The organism is Streptomyces spiralis (assembly GCF_014654675.1).
GTDB lineage: Bacteria > Actinomycetota > Actinomycetes > Streptomycetales > Streptomycetaceae > Streptomyces > Streptomyces spiralis.
Map to the genome: position 1 here is coordinate 130,714 of NZ_BNBC01000023.1, position 15,709 is coordinate 146,422.

Annotated in this window: 18 protein-coding genes and 1 tRNA gene; 10 read left to right on the forward strand and 9 right to left on the reverse strand. The window is 71.1% G+C overall.

The annotated features are described in order from the left end of the window. Positions 1-28: 28 nt before the first annotated feature. Entirely contained in the window at positions 29-673 is a 645-nt protein-coding gene (locus IE318_RS23595; protein WP_189903436.1) for a carbonic anhydrase, read from the reverse strand. Positions 674-870: 197 nt separating this feature from the next. On the opposite strand from IE318_RS23595, the gene IE318_RS23600 reads away from it, so the two are divergent. Continuing rightward, positions 871-1,131 carry a hypothetical protein gene (locus IE318_RS23600; RefSeq protein ID WP_189903438.1) on the forward strand — a complete coding sequence of 87 codons (261 nt, stop codon included), beginning with the start codon at positions 871-873 and terminating at the stop codon, positions 1,129-1,131. Between the two features lie 82 nt (positions 1,132-1,213). Here the strand turns inward: IE318_RS23600 and IE318_RS23605 are convergent, their stop codons facing one another. Continuing rightward, on the reverse strand, positions 1,214-2,053 hold the full coding sequence (locus IE318_RS23605; RefSeq protein WP_189903440.1) for an alpha/beta fold hydrolase: 840 nt from the start codon (positions 2,051-2,053) through the stop codon (positions 1,214-1,216). A 55-nt stretch (positions 2,054-2,108) separates the two neighbouring features. Between IE318_RS23605 and IE318_RS23610 the strand changes: the two genes are divergently transcribed. Beyond that, complete coding sequence (locus tag IE318_RS23610; RefSeq protein ID WP_229903709.1) at positions 2,109-2,633, forward strand: GNAT family N-acetyltransferase; 525 nt, start codon at positions 2,109-2,111, stop codon at positions 2,631-2,633. A 57-nt stretch (positions 2,634-2,690) separates the two neighbouring features. Here IE318_RS23610 and IE318_RS23615 read toward each other — a convergent pair whose 3' ends face one another. After that, positions 2,691-3,566, reverse strand: coding sequence for a PhzF family phenazine biosynthesis protein (locus IE318_RS23615; protein ID WP_189903444.1), 876 nt, complete (start codon positions 3,564-3,566; stop codon positions 2,691-2,693). A 419-nt stretch (positions 3,567-3,985) separates the two neighbouring features. Here IE318_RS23615 and IE318_RS23620 point away from each other — a divergent pair, with 419 nt between their 5' ends. Further along, entirely contained in the window at positions 3,986-4,300 is a 315-nt protein-coding gene (locus IE318_RS23620) for a hypothetical protein (protein ID WP_030175854.1), read from the forward strand. 403 nt (positions 4,301-4,703) lie between these two features. After that, positions 4,704-5,090: a hypothetical protein gene (locus tag IE318_RS45150; protein WP_229903710.1), complete on the forward strand. Its 387-nt coding sequence runs from the start codon at positions 4,704-4,706 to the stop codon at positions 5,088-5,090. A gap of 92 nt (positions 5,091-5,182) precedes the next feature. Here IE318_RS45150 and IE318_RS23630 read toward each other — a convergent pair whose 3' ends face one another. The 4 genes from IE318_RS23630 to IE318_RS23645 form a co-directional block, all read right to left on the reverse strand. Further along, positions 5,183-5,671: a GNAT family N-acetyltransferase gene (locus IE318_RS23630; protein WP_189903446.1), complete on the reverse strand. Its 489-nt coding sequence runs from the start codon at positions 5,669-5,671 to the stop codon at positions 5,183-5,185. Between the two features lie 87 nt (positions 5,672-5,758). Continuing rightward, a complete protein-coding gene (locus tag IE318_RS23635) occupies positions 5,759-6,517 on the reverse strand; it encodes a DUF2182 domain-containing protein (RefSeq protein WP_189903449.1) in 759 nt (252 codons plus the stop codon). Further along, a complete protein-coding gene (locus IE318_RS23640) occupies positions 6,514-7,128 on the reverse strand; it encodes a DUF1326 domain-containing protein (protein ID WP_189903451.1) in 615 nt (204 codons plus the stop codon). Before IE318_RS23640 ends, IE318_RS23635 begins: the two co-directional genes overlap by 4 nt. A 296-nt stretch (positions 7,129-7,424) precedes the next feature. Beyond that, the gene (locus tag IE318_RS23645) at positions 7,425-8,792 is read right to left on the reverse strand and encodes an alkaline phosphatase PhoX (protein WP_189903453.1); all 1,368 of its coding nucleotides are present in this window, start codon (positions 8,790-8,792) and stop codon (positions 7,425-7,427) included. Positions 8,793-9,178: 386 nt separating this feature from the next. Between IE318_RS23645 and IE318_RS23650 the strand changes: the two genes are divergently transcribed. Further along, complete coding sequence (locus tag IE318_RS23650; RefSeq protein WP_189903454.1) at positions 9,179-9,388, forward strand: hypothetical protein; 210 nt, start codon at positions 9,179-9,181, stop codon at positions 9,386-9,388. A 34-nt stretch (positions 9,389-9,422) separates the two neighbouring features. On the opposite strand, the gene IE318_RS23655 is transcribed toward IE318_RS23650, so the two are convergent. After that, positions 9,423-11,786: a SpoIIE family protein phosphatase gene (locus tag IE318_RS23655; protein ID WP_189903456.1), complete on the reverse strand. Its 2,364-nt coding sequence runs from the start codon at positions 11,784-11,786 to the stop codon at positions 9,423-9,425. A gap of 158 nt (positions 11,787-11,944) precedes the next feature. Between IE318_RS23655 and IE318_RS23660 the strand changes: the two genes are divergently transcribed. The 3 genes from IE318_RS23660 to IE318_RS23670 all read left to right on the forward strand — a co-directional run bounded on the left by IE318_RS23660 (position 11,945) and on the right by IE318_RS23670 (position 13,764). Then, positions 11,945-12,526, forward strand: a complete 582-nt coding sequence (locus IE318_RS23660) for a sugar O-acetyltransferase (RefSeq protein WP_189903458.1) — start codon at positions 11,945-11,947, stop codon at positions 12,524-12,526. A gap of 10 nt (positions 12,527-12,536) precedes the next feature. Beyond that, complete coding sequence (locus IE318_RS23665) at positions 12,537-13,094, forward strand: TetR/AcrR family transcriptional regulator (protein ID WP_189903460.1); 558 nt, start codon at positions 12,537-12,539, stop codon at positions 13,092-13,094. Between the two features lie 112 nt (positions 13,095-13,206). Then, positions 13,207-13,764 carry a hypothetical protein gene (locus tag IE318_RS23670; protein ID WP_030175831.1) on the forward strand — a complete coding sequence of 186 codons (558 nt, stop codon included), beginning with the start codon at positions 13,207-13,209 and terminating at the stop codon, positions 13,762-13,764. Here the strand turns inward: IE318_RS23670 and IE318_RS23675 are convergent. Beyond that, positions 13,753-14,400, reverse strand: coding sequence for a class I SAM-dependent methyltransferase (locus IE318_RS23675; RefSeq protein WP_229903711.1), 648 nt, complete (start codon positions 14,398-14,400; stop codon positions 13,753-13,755). The genes IE318_RS23670 and IE318_RS23675 overlap by 12 nt on opposite strands. A 191-nt stretch (positions 14,401-14,591) precedes the next feature. Between IE318_RS23675 and IE318_RS23680 the strand changes: the two genes are divergently transcribed. Continuing rightward, entirely contained in the window at positions 14,592-15,572 is a 981-nt protein-coding gene (locus tag IE318_RS23680) for a quinone oxidoreductase family protein (protein ID WP_189903464.1), read from the forward strand. 63 nt (positions 15,573-15,635) lie between these two features. After that, positions 15,636-15,709: transfer RNA gene (locus tag IE318_RS23685), tRNA-Met, on the forward strand.

Below are 15,709 nucleotides of genomic sequence, written 5' to 3' on the forward strand. Positions count from 1 at the left end.
GAACCGGGTCCGACGGCACCGCCCAGGGTCAGGGGGCGGTGGGGACCGCCACGTCGAGGCCACGGGCGGCGACGAGTTGCGCGCTGCCGTCGGCGAGGCGGTAGCACAGACCGACCACGGCCGCCCGGCCGGCGGCGACGCGCTCGGTGAGGATACGGGAGCGGTCCAGCAGCAGGTCGACGGTGGTCCTCACGTGCTCGGCGAGGACCTGGTCCGCCTCGAGACGACCAGCGGCCCGGGCAGCGAGCACGCTGGGGGTGACGCGCTCGACGACGTCCCGAATGTATCCGGCGGGCGCCTTGCCGTCCTCCAGCGCCGCGCACGCGGCGCCCACCGCGCCGCAGGAGTCGTGACCGAGGACCACCACCAGCGGGCAGTCCAGCACGTCCACCCCGTATTCGATGCTGCCCAGCACCTCGGCGCCGACGATGTGGCCGGCGGTGCGGACCACGAACAGGTCACCCAGCCCGCGGTCGAAGATGATCTCGGCCGCCAGCCGGGAGTCCGAGCATCCGAACAGCACCGCGAAGGGATGCTGGACCGGCGCCGTCTCGGCGCGCCGGACGGCGTCCTGGTTGGGGTGCTCGGGGGTACCCGCGACGAAGCGCCGGTTACCGGAAAGCAGCAGATCGAAGGCTTCCGCGGGCGTCAGGGAGGGAGTCTGGGTGGTCATATCGGCAGCATACGAGCAGGCACCCCTGCCTGCCCTCACCGGCCGCCGCGGGACGTGCGGCAGCGTCCCCGGCATGGTGAAGAGTCCCGACGTGTCGGCGGCACTGGGAGGCGGGCCGGCCGACCGCTCGCAGGCCTGGGACTACGTGCGGTGGTTCGCGGGTCACTGGACAAGGCGCCCTCTGCAACCCGAAGACGGTGGCCGACAGCCTGTACGACGCCTGCGAACTGCCGGACACGCTGGTGCCGAACCTTCGGAGTTCCTACTCCCGTGTCGACCTGCCCGACCATCCGATGTGGGCGAGCGAGGAGGACTCACCCGTGCGCTGGTATGCGGCCCCCGGCCGGTTGCTGCGCCGGGACGGATTGCAGCATCACTGCTGGATCCATGCACGCGGCCGCACGGTCGCCGATCTTGAGATCATCCGCGCGGACCTCCCTGGATCATGGGTTCGCTGAGCCGTTGCCCGCGGCGTATCGATGGCCACCGGAATCGGGTCCTCGGGCCTGCCGCCGTGCCGGACCAGCAGGTCCATGTTTGTCATGCGGTGTGTTCGAGGATCGCGGGGACGATCACCGCCCAGTCCGCTCGCTCGACCCCGTGCCCGGCGTCCTCCAGGACCAGTAGCCTTCCCCCGGGGATCTGTTCCGCGAGTGCCTCACCGTGCCGGAGCGGGAACAACGGATCGGCGGTCCCGTGGATCACCAGCGTGGGCACGGCGATCGAGGCCAGGGACGCCTGCGGGAGCTCGCCGTCCGGAAGCGAGTCGTGGTTGCGGGCGGCGGCGAAATCGTGAGCACGCTCGACGTCGCGACGGACGAGGCCGCGGGCGGCGGTCTCGTCGAACGGGCGCCGACCCCCCGCGAGGACGCGTACATAGGCGACCTGATGATCGATCGCCGAGTCGGCATCCGACCGATTGACGTGCGCGGTCGCGACGAACTGTGTGAACTCCTCGCTCGGGGGAGGAAGAGTGCGGTCACCCGGTACAGCGGAGGACGTGCTGATCAGAACGAGTGAGAGGACGCGACGGACGTAATGGAGCGCGAGCAGCTGCGCGAGGGCCCCTCCGGCCGAGACGCCCACGACGTGCGCGGCCGGGACCTCGTGGGCGTCGAGCACACGGGCGGCGTCACCGACCAGGTCCGCGCCGGTGTATTCGGCCCGGCCCGGCCCGTAGGTGACCGATCGGCCGGTGTCACGGTGGTCGTAACGGATCACGAAACGCCCGCCCTCGGCGAGCATCCGGCAAAAGCCCTCCTCCCACCACAGCATGGAAGCCCCGGTGCCCATGATGAGCAGGACGGGCGGATCCGAGGGGTCGCCGAAGGACTCGGTGCACAGCTCGATACCATCCGCCTGGATGACGCGCTCGGCCATCACTGCGTCCCTTCTCCTGTCCGATACATGTCGAACGCCCCGAGCGGAAGGCAGGGTGAGCGTCCTGGAGCCCACAACCATCCACACCGGCCGGCTGACACTCCTGCCCTTGGCGATCGAGCACGCCGAAGAGATGGCCGCGGTGCTGTCCGACCCGGACCTGCATACCTTCATCGGAGGTGCTCCCGCCACCGCGCAGGCACTGCGCAGCCGCTACGAACGCCTGGTCGCCGGCTCGCCCGATCCCAGTGTCTCCTGGTGCAACTGGGTCGTACAGCTGCGAGATGCGGACTGCTTGGCCGGCACGGTCCAGGCGACGGTCACCGCCGACGGTCACGGAGGCGTGGCGGAGATTGCCTGGGTGGTGGGTACTCCCTGGCAGCGGCGTGGCATCGCCACCGAAGCGGCCCAAGGACTGGTCGCCTGGCTCCGGAGACACGGCGTGCGAACGGTCATCGCCCACATCCACCCCGACCACAAGGCGTCCGCCGCCGTCGCCACCACCACCGGCCTGACCCCCACCGATCAATGGCACGACGGAGAGGTCAGGTGGCAGCTGACGATCGGTGCTGTGGCCTGACCTGACGTCATGGTGCCATCGGCAGCGGCCAGTCGTGCCGCCACCAGGGCCGGCGTCTCAGCCGATGCGAGCTCCTGTGCCGCTGACGCGGACGCCCGCCTCACCCGGTCGCAGCGTCACCGTGAGCTCGCCGGGGCGGCCCAGGTCCTCGCCCTGGTGGAGGGTGAGGACGGCGTCGTCCGGGACCAGGCCGAGCTCACGGGCGTACGCACCGAAAGCGGCGGCCGCGGCACCGGTCGCCGGGTCCTCGACGACGCCGCCGACGGGGAACGGGTCACGCACATGGAAGACGCCGGCTGACTCCCGCCACACCAACTGGACCGTGGTCAGGTCCAAGCGGCGCATCAGCGCTTCGAGGCGCGCGAAGTCGTATGCGAGGTCTGCGAGGCGAGCGCGCGTGGCCGCCGCGAGAACGAGATGGCGGGCGCCGGCGAACGCGATACGGGGCGGGAAGGCCGGGTCCAGATCGGCGGCCGGCCACCTGAGCGCGGCGAGCGCCTCCGTGAGGTCGGCGGCGGCGATCTCCTCGATGTACGGCTCGACGCTGGTGAGCGTGGCCCTCACCGCCCCCTCTTCCTCGACGACCTCCACCGGCACGGTGCCGGCGCGCGTCGCGAACACCAGATGTCCGGGGCCCGTCCGCTCGGCGAGCGCGATCGCGGTCGCCACGGTGGCGTGCCCGCAGAACGGCACCTCGGCCTTGGGGCTGAAGTAACGGATGCTGTACGCCCGCCCCTCCTGGCCGCCGGAACCCTCCGGAGGCGCCGTCAGGAACGCGGACTCCGAGTATCCCAGGTCGGCGGCGATGGCCAGCATGTCGCCGTCGTCCAGCCCGGAGGCGTCCAGGACGACACCGGCGGGGTTTCCGCCGTCGGGGGAACTGGAGAAGGCGGTGTAGCGCAGCACCTCGGGCCGCGGCGCATTCGTCGTCATAAGCGTGGCAACCGGCCGGAGCCCACGGCTATTCCTGCACGGCGATGCCCGGTACGAGGCGACGCGCGCCGGGAGCCGGACGAGTCCGTTCAGCACAGCGCGTCGGCGATGCGCGTTGATCCGGTGGATCCCGTGGTCACCGGGCGTACGTCCGGTTCCGCGTCCTGAGCCGGAAGACGGCCAGCCCCACGGTGCCGACGCCGCGGCCCAGGCCGGCCCGAGGGCGGGATGCCCCCACAGAGCGGTGTGACCGAGGGAGCCGCCGACGGCGAACTGCATCGGACCGAAGGACGGGAACCACTGCGCCCAGGGCGGATCGAGCGCGATCCGACGGTGGCCCGTCGTGATGGACGTGCGACGCAGCTGGTGTCATGATCACGCTGTCATCGGGCGTGGGCCCGGTATGCAGGGGAGGAACCGTGAAGCCGTACCTCGCCGTGCCCCTTGCCCTGTTGGCACTGCTCATCGCCTCCTCCGGCGTCGCGGCGGTCACCAGCGGCTGGGTGCTTCCCATGAACCGGCGCCATGTTCGCGCCCCGCGGATCCACGGCTGGGGTCAACTGGTGGTGGCCTTCGCGCTGTGCTGGCAGCTGGCCTTCGGGTTGATGATCAGCGACTCGGGCGCTCGGCCGTCGGGAACGCTGATCGGCGCCGCCCTTCTCCTTGCCGGTATCGTCGTCATGATGGTGGGTCAGCTCGCCGGTGGTGACCGGAAGGGCGGCGGCACACCGTGAGCCTCGGCGCTGCGGGCCGGTGCTCCGGGACATCGGACATGTCGGCTCTCGGCCTCTGTTGGACAAAGACGCGAGGCGGCAGCCGCTCGGCCGGAAGAAGTGTGACACCCATGCGCCGCAGGCGTCGGCCCTCGACCCATGCCGAGCCGCACCTCATGGCGCACCTGCGGACCACGGTGTGGGGCCCCGCCGAGTTCGTCGGGCTGCCGCCCGCGCGGCTCCTCGGAGCGGGGATCCTCGCGGGAGGCCTCGGCGCCGCGGCGATCGTCGGCACGTCGGTCCTGGACGGGTGGGCCCTTGCCGGCCGACGGCGAGGCGGGACTGGTGTGCGCGGCGGCCCTCGCCCTGTACCTGTCGTCCATCGGAGCCGGCCGTGCACTGATCTGTCACTGCCCTGCTCGGCGTGTGCCTCGCGCTCCAGGCGCCGCAGGCCGCCGCCGGCGTGGTGCTGGCGGAACGGGGGCGGGTGGAGTCCGTGGTGGTGACGTCCGTCGATGACGGCCGGGCGGCGGGCGGTCGGCACGCCCGCTACCTCTGCTCGGTGACGGACCGCGACGGCGTCCCGCTCACGATCCGCATCTGGCGCGGCTGCGGGCAGGAGACACGGCCCGGGGACGCGCTCGCCGTCGTCTACGACCCCGAGGGGCGGGTGCCGCCACGCGGTGTGACGACGGAGGGGCACGGACCGCTGCGCGACCTGGCACCGTGGGGCGCGGCCCTCATCGCCGCGACCGTGACCGCCGTGGTGCGCTCGTACCGGCTTCCCGCCTTCCTGCACGGACCCCGATAGCAAGAGCGTCTGCCGGCATGTCGCCCCGGCGTGCCTCTGAGCCGGCTCCCTTCCGCGACTTGTACCGCCTGCCTGTACCGCCTGCGCAGGATCTATCGCCGCACGCTCTTGGACAGGTACATCGACGACACGCCGTAGCCGTTGCGTCGATACAGGGCAATGGCTCCCTCGTTGTCCCCGACGACGTTCAAATTGAGCGACGTCCTGCCTTCGCGGGCAACGAGCTCCTCGGCGGCGGCGAGGATCGCGGATCCGTACCCGCGGCGCCGGAACGGCGGGAAGACGTTGATGTCGTACAGCCAGGCTGAGCTGGTGGTGCCCGAAGCCTGGCGCGGATCCGGACCGATCCATGCGTTCCCCACGACCTCGCCCGAACCGTTCTCCGCCACCACGAGATGATGGCCGGCCGTGTCGAGTCCGTCCGGGAGGAACCGGGCTGTGCCCTGACGAGCCCGCTCTCGCGCCGGCTCTTGGGGCATGAACTTGCTGAGTTCACGAGCCGTCTCGGCTTCACGATGCTCGGTCGCCGCGTCGTACTCCGACGGCGTCATTCTCCGCAAGGTCACCTTCTGCGCGTCCATGCCGCCATCTTCGACCGGTGACCGGTGACTCGGCCAGACGGCCCTGCCGTCCGCGGTGGTCCGGCCGCCGGGTGGGCAGCGAATGTCTCACATGCCACTCATGTCCCCGCCGGTGAGGCCCGGAGCCAGCGCCGGAACCCAGAAGACGGCGACGGCCAGGGCGATCGAGGCGATCCCCACGGCACGGGCCACCAGGCGACCGGCCGGAGCGAGTTTCTCGGCGGTGATCACGGCGGCCAGTACCACCATGGCCCACAGGTTCATCACGCCGAACAGGGCCAGCAGCGTCATGAGCGACCAGCAACAGCCCAGGCAGAAGGCCCCGTGGTGGGCTCCGGCGCGCAGATCGCGCGAGCGCCCCGGGTACGAGGCGTAGCGCAGCATCAGCCCGACCGGCGAGCGGCACTTGGCCAGGCAGCGGTCCTTGAGGGGAGTGAGCTGGTAGACGCCGCCGACCGCGAACACGGCCGCGGCCACCGCGGTCCCCGCCGTGGCGGGAAGGCTCGCCGCCCGGCCCAGGCCGGCGGCCAGCGCGTACGCCGGCAGTCCGGCCGCAGCCCAGACGAGCAGGTAGGCGACGGTGAAAACGACCATACGCGGTGTCCGGCGGACGATGATGGTGCGTGCGTACAGCGCGGCGACGGACGCCGTGGCCGGCAGCATCATCGCGGCCATCATCAGCGTCCACACGGCCAGGAAGGCGGGCAGGCCCAGGCCCATGGTGCCAGGCATCGCCTGCATGCCTCCCCAGCGCGTCACCACCCATACCCAGGCAGCGGCCGCCGCCACCAACAGCAGTCCCACGGGGCCCGCCGCGCGGCGGACGGCGACCGGCCCACCGGTCACGCGGACCACGTGAAGGGGGCCGAGTGCCCGTTGCCGCCGGTGAAGTCCCAGGACCGGCCGTACACGCCGTCGCCCGTCGCCCGGGTGGACCGGGCGATCGTCAGCGTGCTGTTCACCGGGTGGAACATGCCGGTCAGGCCCATCACCGGGCCGTCCTCGCCGAACTGTGGCGCGATCTGGTCCTCGATCTCGATGTCGATGGCGTCGCCCACCCGTGCGGCGTGGCGGCGGCCGTCGTCGCGGTAGTCGATGGGGACGCGCTCCACCCCGAGGACCTCGCCGATGAGCGGAGTGAGCGCCGCCATCGGCCCGCCCGCCTGGCCGGAGAAGACCTTGCTCAGCGCCTCCGCCTGGTCGTCGTCGGCCGAAGCGTCGACGTACAACGCCACCTGCCAGCCGCCCTCGGCCATCACCCGGGGCGCGTCCACGAAGACGGCGACGTTGCGGCCGGAGACGTCCACGCCTTCCACGTTCCCGTCGTCCACGTGGAAGGCGAAGGTCACCTGGCAACGCTCGTGATCGGCCGGTGCGGCCAGGCCCGAGGTGGTACAGGGGCAGACCACGTCGCAGTTGCAGCTCTCCAGATAGGTGCCGTTCAGATTCCAGGGCATGGCTCTTCCTGCCTGTGTCGCGTCCCCCCTCGGCGAAGAGAGTGCATCGGGAGGACCTGTCCTGCCCTGGTGCTGCTCCCTTCCAGGCTATTCGCGGTGACGACACCGCGCAGACCGGATCAGCTCAGAGAGTGCGGGAGGGTCGCGAGAGAGCGCGTGCCCGCGGGCGACGGTCGTGGTCTGCCGCTCACCGAGGCTGTCGAGGACGAGCACGGCGGACGGCTCATTCTCCGACACGCCGGGGCGGGCGGTGTCGTCCCGCCCCGGCACGATGGCGACAGGCGTTCCTTGATCCGCTACCTGCGCCAGGGCCCGGTCACCGCGAAGGTTGTGCCCGGCGTGTAGCAGTTGACGTACATCGTGCCGCCGTCGGGGGAGAATGTGACACCTGCGAACTCACCCCATTCAGGGGCGTCCGGGGTGCCGATGTTCTGCCGGCCGCGCGCCATCGCGTACACCTCGCCGCCGCGGGTGACACCGAAGACGTGCTGGGCGCCGTTTCCGTCCTCGCACACCATCAGTCCGCCGCTGGGGGTAAGGCAGATGTTGTCGGGCGACTCGCCGGGCAACTGCACATCGGTGGCCGGACCGAAGACGATCACCAGGGTCAGGCGGCGCCGTTGCGGATCGTAGCGCCAGATCTGGCCGTAGTGGTCGGCCGCCGAGCCGTCCGTGCTGCGGGCGAAGGACGACACGAAGTACACGCAACTGCCGCTCCAGTAGCAGCCCTCCAGCTTCTGCGCGTGGGTGATCCCCTTCGGGCCGTAGTCCTGCAGACGGGTGGGGGTGGAGGCGGCCAGGGGGTCGGGTACGTCCACCCATTCGACGCCGTCGAAGACCGCGCCGGTGTCCTGGATCGTCGACAGGTCCGGTGTGCCGGGCACCCGCATTGCCTGCAGCCGGCCGCCCGCCCGCAGAGAACCCGTGCCGCCCAGCGGCTTGTCGGGCAGGAAGCGGTAGAAGAGGCCGAACGGCTTGAGGAAGGCGTCCTCGGTCTCGTAGACGACACCGTTGCGCGGGTCAACGGCGATCGCCTCGTGCTGGAAGCGGCCCATCGCGGTCAATGGGACGGCGCCGGTGCGGTGCGGGTCCGTGGGATCGACCTCGAAGATGAAGCCGTGGTCCTTGGCGTAGCCGTTGGTGCCCGCCTTGTCCTCGGTCTCCTCGCAGGTCAGCCAGGTGCCCCAAGGAGTATGGCCGCCCGCGCAGTTGACGGCCGTGCCGGCGATGGCGACCCGCTCCGACAGGACGCGGTTGCGGGAGTCCAGTGTGAGGGCGGTACAGCCGCCCTTGCCTGCCGGGTCGTAGGTGAGACCCTCGACGGCCGGGACCGGGATCTTCGCGGTGGCGCGGTTCTCGTGGTTGCGGACGAGGTGCGTACGGCGGCCTCTGCCGGCGAAGGCGGCCATGCCGTCGTGGTTGGACGGCACAAGGCCCTCACCCGACCGCAACTGGTCGCCCTCGCGGGAGAGCACGGTGTAGCGGAAACCTTCCGGCAGGTCGAGCAGGCCGTTCGGGTCCGGAACAAGGGTGCCGTAGCCGGTGTGGCCCAGGTTCTGCGCGGCAGCGGTGCCGGTGAAGAGTTCGGACAGCGTCCCGGTGAAGGCGATGCCCGCTCCCAGGGCGCTCGCTCGGGCCAGGATCTGACGTCGTGTTGCGGACATGCGGCAGCAACCTTCCTGCTGGCGGACAGGAACTGTGACCCCGCTGTGTCTATCATCTGGCGCGGGCCCCGTGAACCACGCCTGTTGCACGTGTCACTTATCGGCCTGACCCTGCCTCGGCGGGGCGCCGTTCTTCGGGAACGGCCGGCTGATGAGCTCGTGCGCGGTAGGCGGCGGACGCGGGCGCACTGTCAGTCCGGGTGCGCGGCTCCATGCGAACGTCCCCCGCTGCGGGGAAAGTTGTCGAGACCGCCATGCCCCGGGATTGAGCGATGTCACGTCAGTCGAGTCCGTCGAGGGCCGAGCCTCGCCACCGAGGACGGTCGGCCCGCGTCGATCGACCCTGCGATCTCCTGGACATGGGCCGGGGTCGACCCGGCCCACCTGTGGTGCTCTCCCTGTGGTGCTCCCCGCGGCCGCCGGAGGCGAAGCGGTTCTTCGACGTATGCGCGGAGCTGACCGGCCTGGACGACGACGGGCGAGCCCGGATGCCGCTCGTTCAGGTGCGGCAGCTCCTGGCTGTCATCGCCCAGTTCGACCACGACGGGGGCGCGGCGCAGCAGGTCCGTGCCACCCTCGAGCCGTTTCGCCGATGACGTTCGTGCTCGTCCCTGTTGTCGACCGGTTCGCTCACGCCCCGCCGATCGGTTGTTCGGCCCAGATCGTCTTGCCCGCGCGCGTGTAGCGGGTGCCCCAGCGCCGGGTGAGCTGGGCGACCAGGAACAGGCCGCGGCCGCCCTCGTCGCTCGGCCTGGCCCGGCGCAGATGAGGGGCGATACTGCTGCCGTCGGACACTTCGCAGATCAGAGCACTCTCCTTGATCAGCTGAAGCCTGATCGGGCCGGTGGCATACCGGATGGCGTTGGTGACCAGTTCGCTGACCACCAGTTCCGTGACGAAGGCTTCCTCCTCCAGTCCCCAGGCGCCGAGCTGGTCGCAGACCCGTTTGCGCGCCTCGGCCACGACGGAGGGGTCACCGGTCAGGTCCCAGCCGGCTACGTGGTCACGATCGAGGACCCGCGTGCGGGCGAGGAGCAGAGCGATGTCGTCGTCGCGTGGGCCGGGACACAGCGTGTCCAGCACGGTGTCGGCCAGCTCCTCGAGCGAGGAGGCGGGCTGGGAGAGAGCGCCGCGCAGCGCAGCCACACCGTCGTCGATGTCGCGGCCGCCGGCCGTGACAAGACCGTCGGTGAACAGGGCGAGCAGGCTTCCCGCGGGCAGGGTGAGCTCCGTGGCCTCGAAGGGCAGGCTGCCCAGGCCGAGCGGAGGGCCGACCGAGACGTCGACGACCTCTCCGGAGTCGTCCGGGCGGACGAGCAGCGGGGCCGGGTGACCGGCACGGGCCAGAGAGCAGGTGCCGGACACCGGGTCGTAGACGGCGTACACGCACGTGGCGCCGATGTCGCCGGGGATTTCACCGAGGGCGTCCGTGTCCTGCTCGCCCTCCGCGTGGGTCACGATGTCGTCGAGATGGGTGAGGAGTTCGTCGGGCGGCAGGTCCAGGTCGGCCAGGGTGCGCACCGCCGTACGGAGCCGGCCCATGGTGGCGGAGGCGTGCACACCGTGGCCTACGACGTCACCGATGACCAGGCCGACTCGTGCCCCGGGCAGCGGGATCACGTCGTACCAGTCGCCGCCCGCCTGGACCTCGCCGCCCGCGGGAAGGTACCGGGCGGCTGTCTCCGCGGCCGGGTGAACGGTCGGTCCCCGCGGCAGCAGGCTCCGCTGGAGCGTCAGCGCGATGCCACGGTCCCGGGTGAACTGGCGGGCGTTGTCCAGGCAGATCGCCACTCGGCCGACCAGGTCTTCGGTGATGGCCAGACATTCGGGGCCGAAGGGCTCGAGGGACGTGGCACGCCGTCCGAACACCACCGCCCCGAGGGTGGCGCCGTGGGCTCGTACCGGCACGGCGATCAGCGAGTGCACCCCGCCGGCACGGATCTGCTCCGCGTGAACGGGATCGTCGGCGAGCCAGCGGACGATCTCCTGGTCGGTGACGGCGTGCTGCACCGATCGGCCGTCGACCAGGCACTGTGCGACGGGCGAAGACCGCGGATAGCGGTGGAGCGCGTCCGGGCCCTGGACCTGAGCGTCCCGTGCGAACGCCGTCCGGTGTGCCGCCCGGCGCAGCAGAACAGGGCCGGAGGGGACAGGTCCGGGCGCACCGCCCTGGAAGACCGACTCCAGCAGGTCGACACTGACGACGTCCGCGAAGCGCGGCACGACGACCTCGGCCAGCTCCTGGGCGATGCCCTCCACGTCCAGGCTGGATCCGATACGGGTCCGGGCCTCGCTCAGCAGCGCCAGCCGCTCCCGGAAGTCGTACTGCTGCGAGAAGTCGGAGGCCGACACGGCCACCCCGCGTACCCGGCCGGCCGCGTTCTTGAGCGGGAAGATGTCCATGAACCAGGCGTGCGCCTTCGGCTCGCCCGGCGTCCTGACGAACGGCTCCGTGTATTCCGCCCGCCCAGTCCTGAGCACCCGACGGATCCTCCGCTCGATCTCCTCGTACACCGACCCCGGGACGATCTCGGCCAGGAAGCGCCCGCGCATCTCGTCCTCGCCGTACCCCATGATCCGGGACATGGCGGTGTTCAGCCGCTGGATGCGGGCCTCGTGATCGTAGAGCACGAAGGCGGTGGGATGCTGGTCGAAGGCCCACTTCACCAGGGCGCCGTTCCCGGCTTCCTCGCCGCTCTCCGGTGCGCCCCCGGCCACCAGGACGAACCCGGCGGGCTGCTCGACCGACCCCAGGGGGAACAGACGCACCCGCGTGTCCAGAGCCCTGCCGTCGCGGTGCCTCACCGCTGTTGCGTCGGCGGTGACCAGGTCGGCCAGTGGAATGCCGATGGCGTCCTCCGGGGCGTAGCCCCACAGCGCAGGCGCACCGGTACTGCAGTGCGTCACCCGCCCGGTCGAGTCCGCGACCACGATCGCTTCGGGTGCGTCGCAGTGGACGTCTGCCGACGCCGGAGCCAGTCGGCTGGGTCGCATGTTGCGCTTCATCGTCGTGCACGCCTTGTTCTGCGCCGATCACCGGCTATCACCACGATGCTCCGGCAGCGGGCGGTCGGCAAGGCGTGCGGCCTCGCCGCTGCCGGGGATCGAGCAAGAATGTACGTTCGTACGCTCTCGAGTGTACGGTCGTACGCATGACGACGGACCACTTCGCGGGCGACCCGCGTACGAACCTGGAACGCATGCTGGCGGGCGACCTCTACATCGCCGACGATCCCGAGATCACCCGCCGCCAGCAACGGGCCGTGCGCCTGGCCGCCCGCTACCAGGCCGCCTACGCCGACGACATCGACACCGCCCGGCCGCTGCTCGCCGAACTGCTCGGCGCCCTGGGCGATGAGGCGCACGTGCGGCCGCCGCTGTACGTCGACTACGGCAGCAACGTCACCGTCGGCGCGCGCACCTTCGTGAACTACAACCTCACCGCGCTGGACGTCGCGGCCATCACCATCGGCGAGGACTGCCAGATCGGTCCCAACGTCCAGCTGTTCACCCCCACCCACCCCCTGGAGCCGCAGCCGCGCCGGGACAAGCTGGAGGCCGCCCGGCCGATCACCATCGGCGACAACGTCTGGATCGGCGGCGGTGCCATCGTCCTGCCCGGCGTCACCATCGGCGACAACTCCGTCATCGGCGCCGGAGCCGTCGTGACCAAGGACATCCCCGCGAACGTCGTCGCCGTCGGCAATCCGGCACGGCCCGTGCGAACCCTGTGACGCCGCTGCCATGGCCACGGGACACACCGATCCGCAGCGCCGCGAGCGCATCATCGCCGCGACCCTGGACCTCATCGCCGACGAAGGCGTCGCAGGAGTCTCCCACCGGAAGATCGCCGCACGCGCCGGCGTGCCCCTGGGGTCGATGACCTACCACTTCAGGGGCATCGACGACTTGCTCCGTGAGGCGTTCCGCCGCTTCACCGACGACATCGTCGCGCTGTTCGACGCCCATCTGGCACCTCCGACCGACCGCGGCCAGGCCAGGACCGCGGTGGCCGACCTCATCCACGCGCTGTTGGGGGGAAGCCGACGCGACCTCGTCCTCACTCAGGAGCTCTACACCCTGGCTGCACGCCGGCCCGCCTATCGGGCACTCACCCAGGAATGGATGACCCGCAGCCGAGTCCATCTGGAAAGGCACTTCGACCCCGTCACTGCCCGCCAACTGGACGCTCTCATCGAAGGACTGACACTGCACCGCGCCCTGGCCCAGGAATCGCAGGACCACGCCTTCACCCTGGAAGCCGTCACCCGCATCACCACCACTGGTCGGCGCGCCCCCTGAGCGCCCGTGCGGCACAGGGCCGCCTCGCCCCGCAGGCCGGCGGACTGCGTACTGCGGACTGCGGAACAATAAGAGGCAGTGCGGAAGCGGTGGTCGGTACGGGGGAGGCGTGATGGACTCGGCTGCGGCAGGCCTGCTGGCGGCGGTTGTGGGCGTGGGAGGCACGCTGGGTTCGGCGTGGCTGACCCAGCGCCGTGGCGACGCATCGCGCCGCGATGAGTGGGAACGCCTCGAACGCACCCGCCGCGCCGAACTCGCCGCGCAGCGGGCGGAGTCGGGTCGGGAGGTCCGGAGGTCGGTGTACACGGAGTTCAATGCCGCCGCCCGTCACTACCTGGCGACGCTGAACGATCACGCGCACGTACTGGGTATCGGGTACGACCCGCAGGAGTCGTTGGCCATGGTCGAGACGGCTCGCGTGGACTATCGCCGCCGGTACGCCGAGGCCCAGATGGCTGTGCCGGACACGGTGCTGGCGGAGGTGGGACGGGTCGACAGCGGCCTTGGCTCGCTGTACGGCATCCTCGCCCGCCTCACCCGCGACACGGGACGCGAGGGCGACGACCTCGAGAACGTACGGGACAGGATCAAGCAGGGCTGGCGCGACCTGTCCAGGATGCGCGCCATGATGCGTGCGGATCTGGGGGTGACGGGGCCGTCACACGAGTGAGCGCGGTTCGCGGCGGCAGTGGAGGAAGAGGTGAGGCTCTGGCACGGCGTCAGGGTGAGACGGGGTGAACAGAAGGCTCTCCTGGGACACCACCGTCAGGCCCGCCTCGGTGACCATCGCGGCGAAGTCGTCGGCGGCGAAGCTCGTCACCCGTACCTTCTGGCCCATGAAGACACCCTCGACGTCCTCCACGTCCAGGGGCACCGTCGCGACGGCCAGGCTGCCGCCGGGCTTCAGCGCCTGCACGAGCCGCCGCAGGAGCCGAGACTGGTCGTCGCGCGACATCTGCAGGAGCGAGAAGTACACGCAGACCGCGTCGAACGAGGCATCGGACAGGGGAAGTTCACGGATGTCGGCGCACTGGAAGGAAGCCCCGGGCACCTGCCGGCCCGCGAGTTCCACCATGACCGGGGAGACATCTACGCCGAGCACCTCGTGCCCCGCCCCCACGAGGGTCTCCGCCGTGGGCCGGCCCGTTCCGCTGCCCACGTCGAGCACCCGACCGCCGGGCGTGAGCCGGCCGAGAACCCACTCGAGCGACGACCGGTGCGCGGCCGACCCGGCGAACGCCTTCTCGTAGTCGGCTCCCAGAGCATCGAACACCACCGCGGCCCGAGAACCGCGCTCCTCGTCCATCAAGAGGCCTGCCCCTATCGCCGGTCGACGTCTCAAGGGCATCGTCCCACCCGCGAGGTGGCCCCACAACGCCCCCGCTCCGCCGGCACGAAAGGATCGGGCCGGTCAGCCGAGCGCGGCTGCCTGGTGGTGACACACCCAGGATGAGCACACACTGCCCGTCGTGCCGCCGCAGCCGCAGGATCGGTGCCATGAACAGCAGCGCGCAGATGAAGGCAGTGACCATCCCCGAGTTCGGCGGGGCCGAGGTGCTCCGCGTCGCGGGCCGCCCGGTCCCCGAGCCCGGACCAGGCCAGGTCGCCGTCGACGTGGCGTACGCGGGCGCCAACTTCGCCGAGATCCTCTACCGGCGCGGCGTGGTCGATGTGCCGCTTCCCTTCGTGCCCGGCATCGAGGTGGCGGGACGGATCCGGGCCGTGGGCGAGGGGGTCGAGCACCTGGTCGTCGGGCAGCCGGTGGCGGCGCTCACGATCGTCGACAGCGGGGGCTACGCCGAGGTGGCGGTCACATCGGCGGACCTGGTCGCGCCGTTGGACGGCCTCGGCCTGTCGATGGAGGTCGCCGCGGCAGTGCCGTCCAACAGCACCACAGCGTTCCTCGTCCTGGACCGGGTGGCCCGGATCGAGCCCGGACAGAGCGTTCTGGTCCTCGCGGCGGCCGGCGGCGTGGGCAGCCAGCTCGGTCAGGCCGCCCGCCTGCTGGGCGCCGGCCGCGTGGTCGGCGCCGTCGGCAGTGCGGCCAAGATCGACACCGCCAGGAGCTTCGGCTATGACGAGGTGATCCTGCGGGACCGGCTCGCCGACGCCGGCGAGTTCGACATCGTGGTCGACATGGTCGGCGGCCCGGCCCGCCGCGCCGGCCTGGACCGGCTGGCCCCGATGGGCCGCCTGGTGGTGATGGGCAACGCCTCGGGCGCCGAGGACGTCGGAGTCCCCGCCAACGAACTGTGGTTCACCAACAAGACCGTCTCCGGCTTCAACCTGGCGGCCTTCTCCGCGGCCTTCCCCGACGAGACGGGCCGGGCGCTGCGCCGCGCGGTGGCGGCCGCCGCGGCGGGGGAGCTGCGGGTCCAGGTCGAGACCCTGCCGCTGGAGCGGGCCGCCGAGGCCCACCGCCGCATCGAGTCCGGGACCACCACGGGCAAGCTGGTGCTGGCGGTCGCGGCGCCGTGACCGCCCGCGACGAGCCCCGTGGTGCTTCACCGCATTCGGACACGTGTAGAGTGGTGTCCACGACGCGGGGTGGAGCAGCTCGGTAGCTCGCTGGGCTCATAACCCAGAGGTCGCAGGTTCAAATCCTGTCCCCGCTA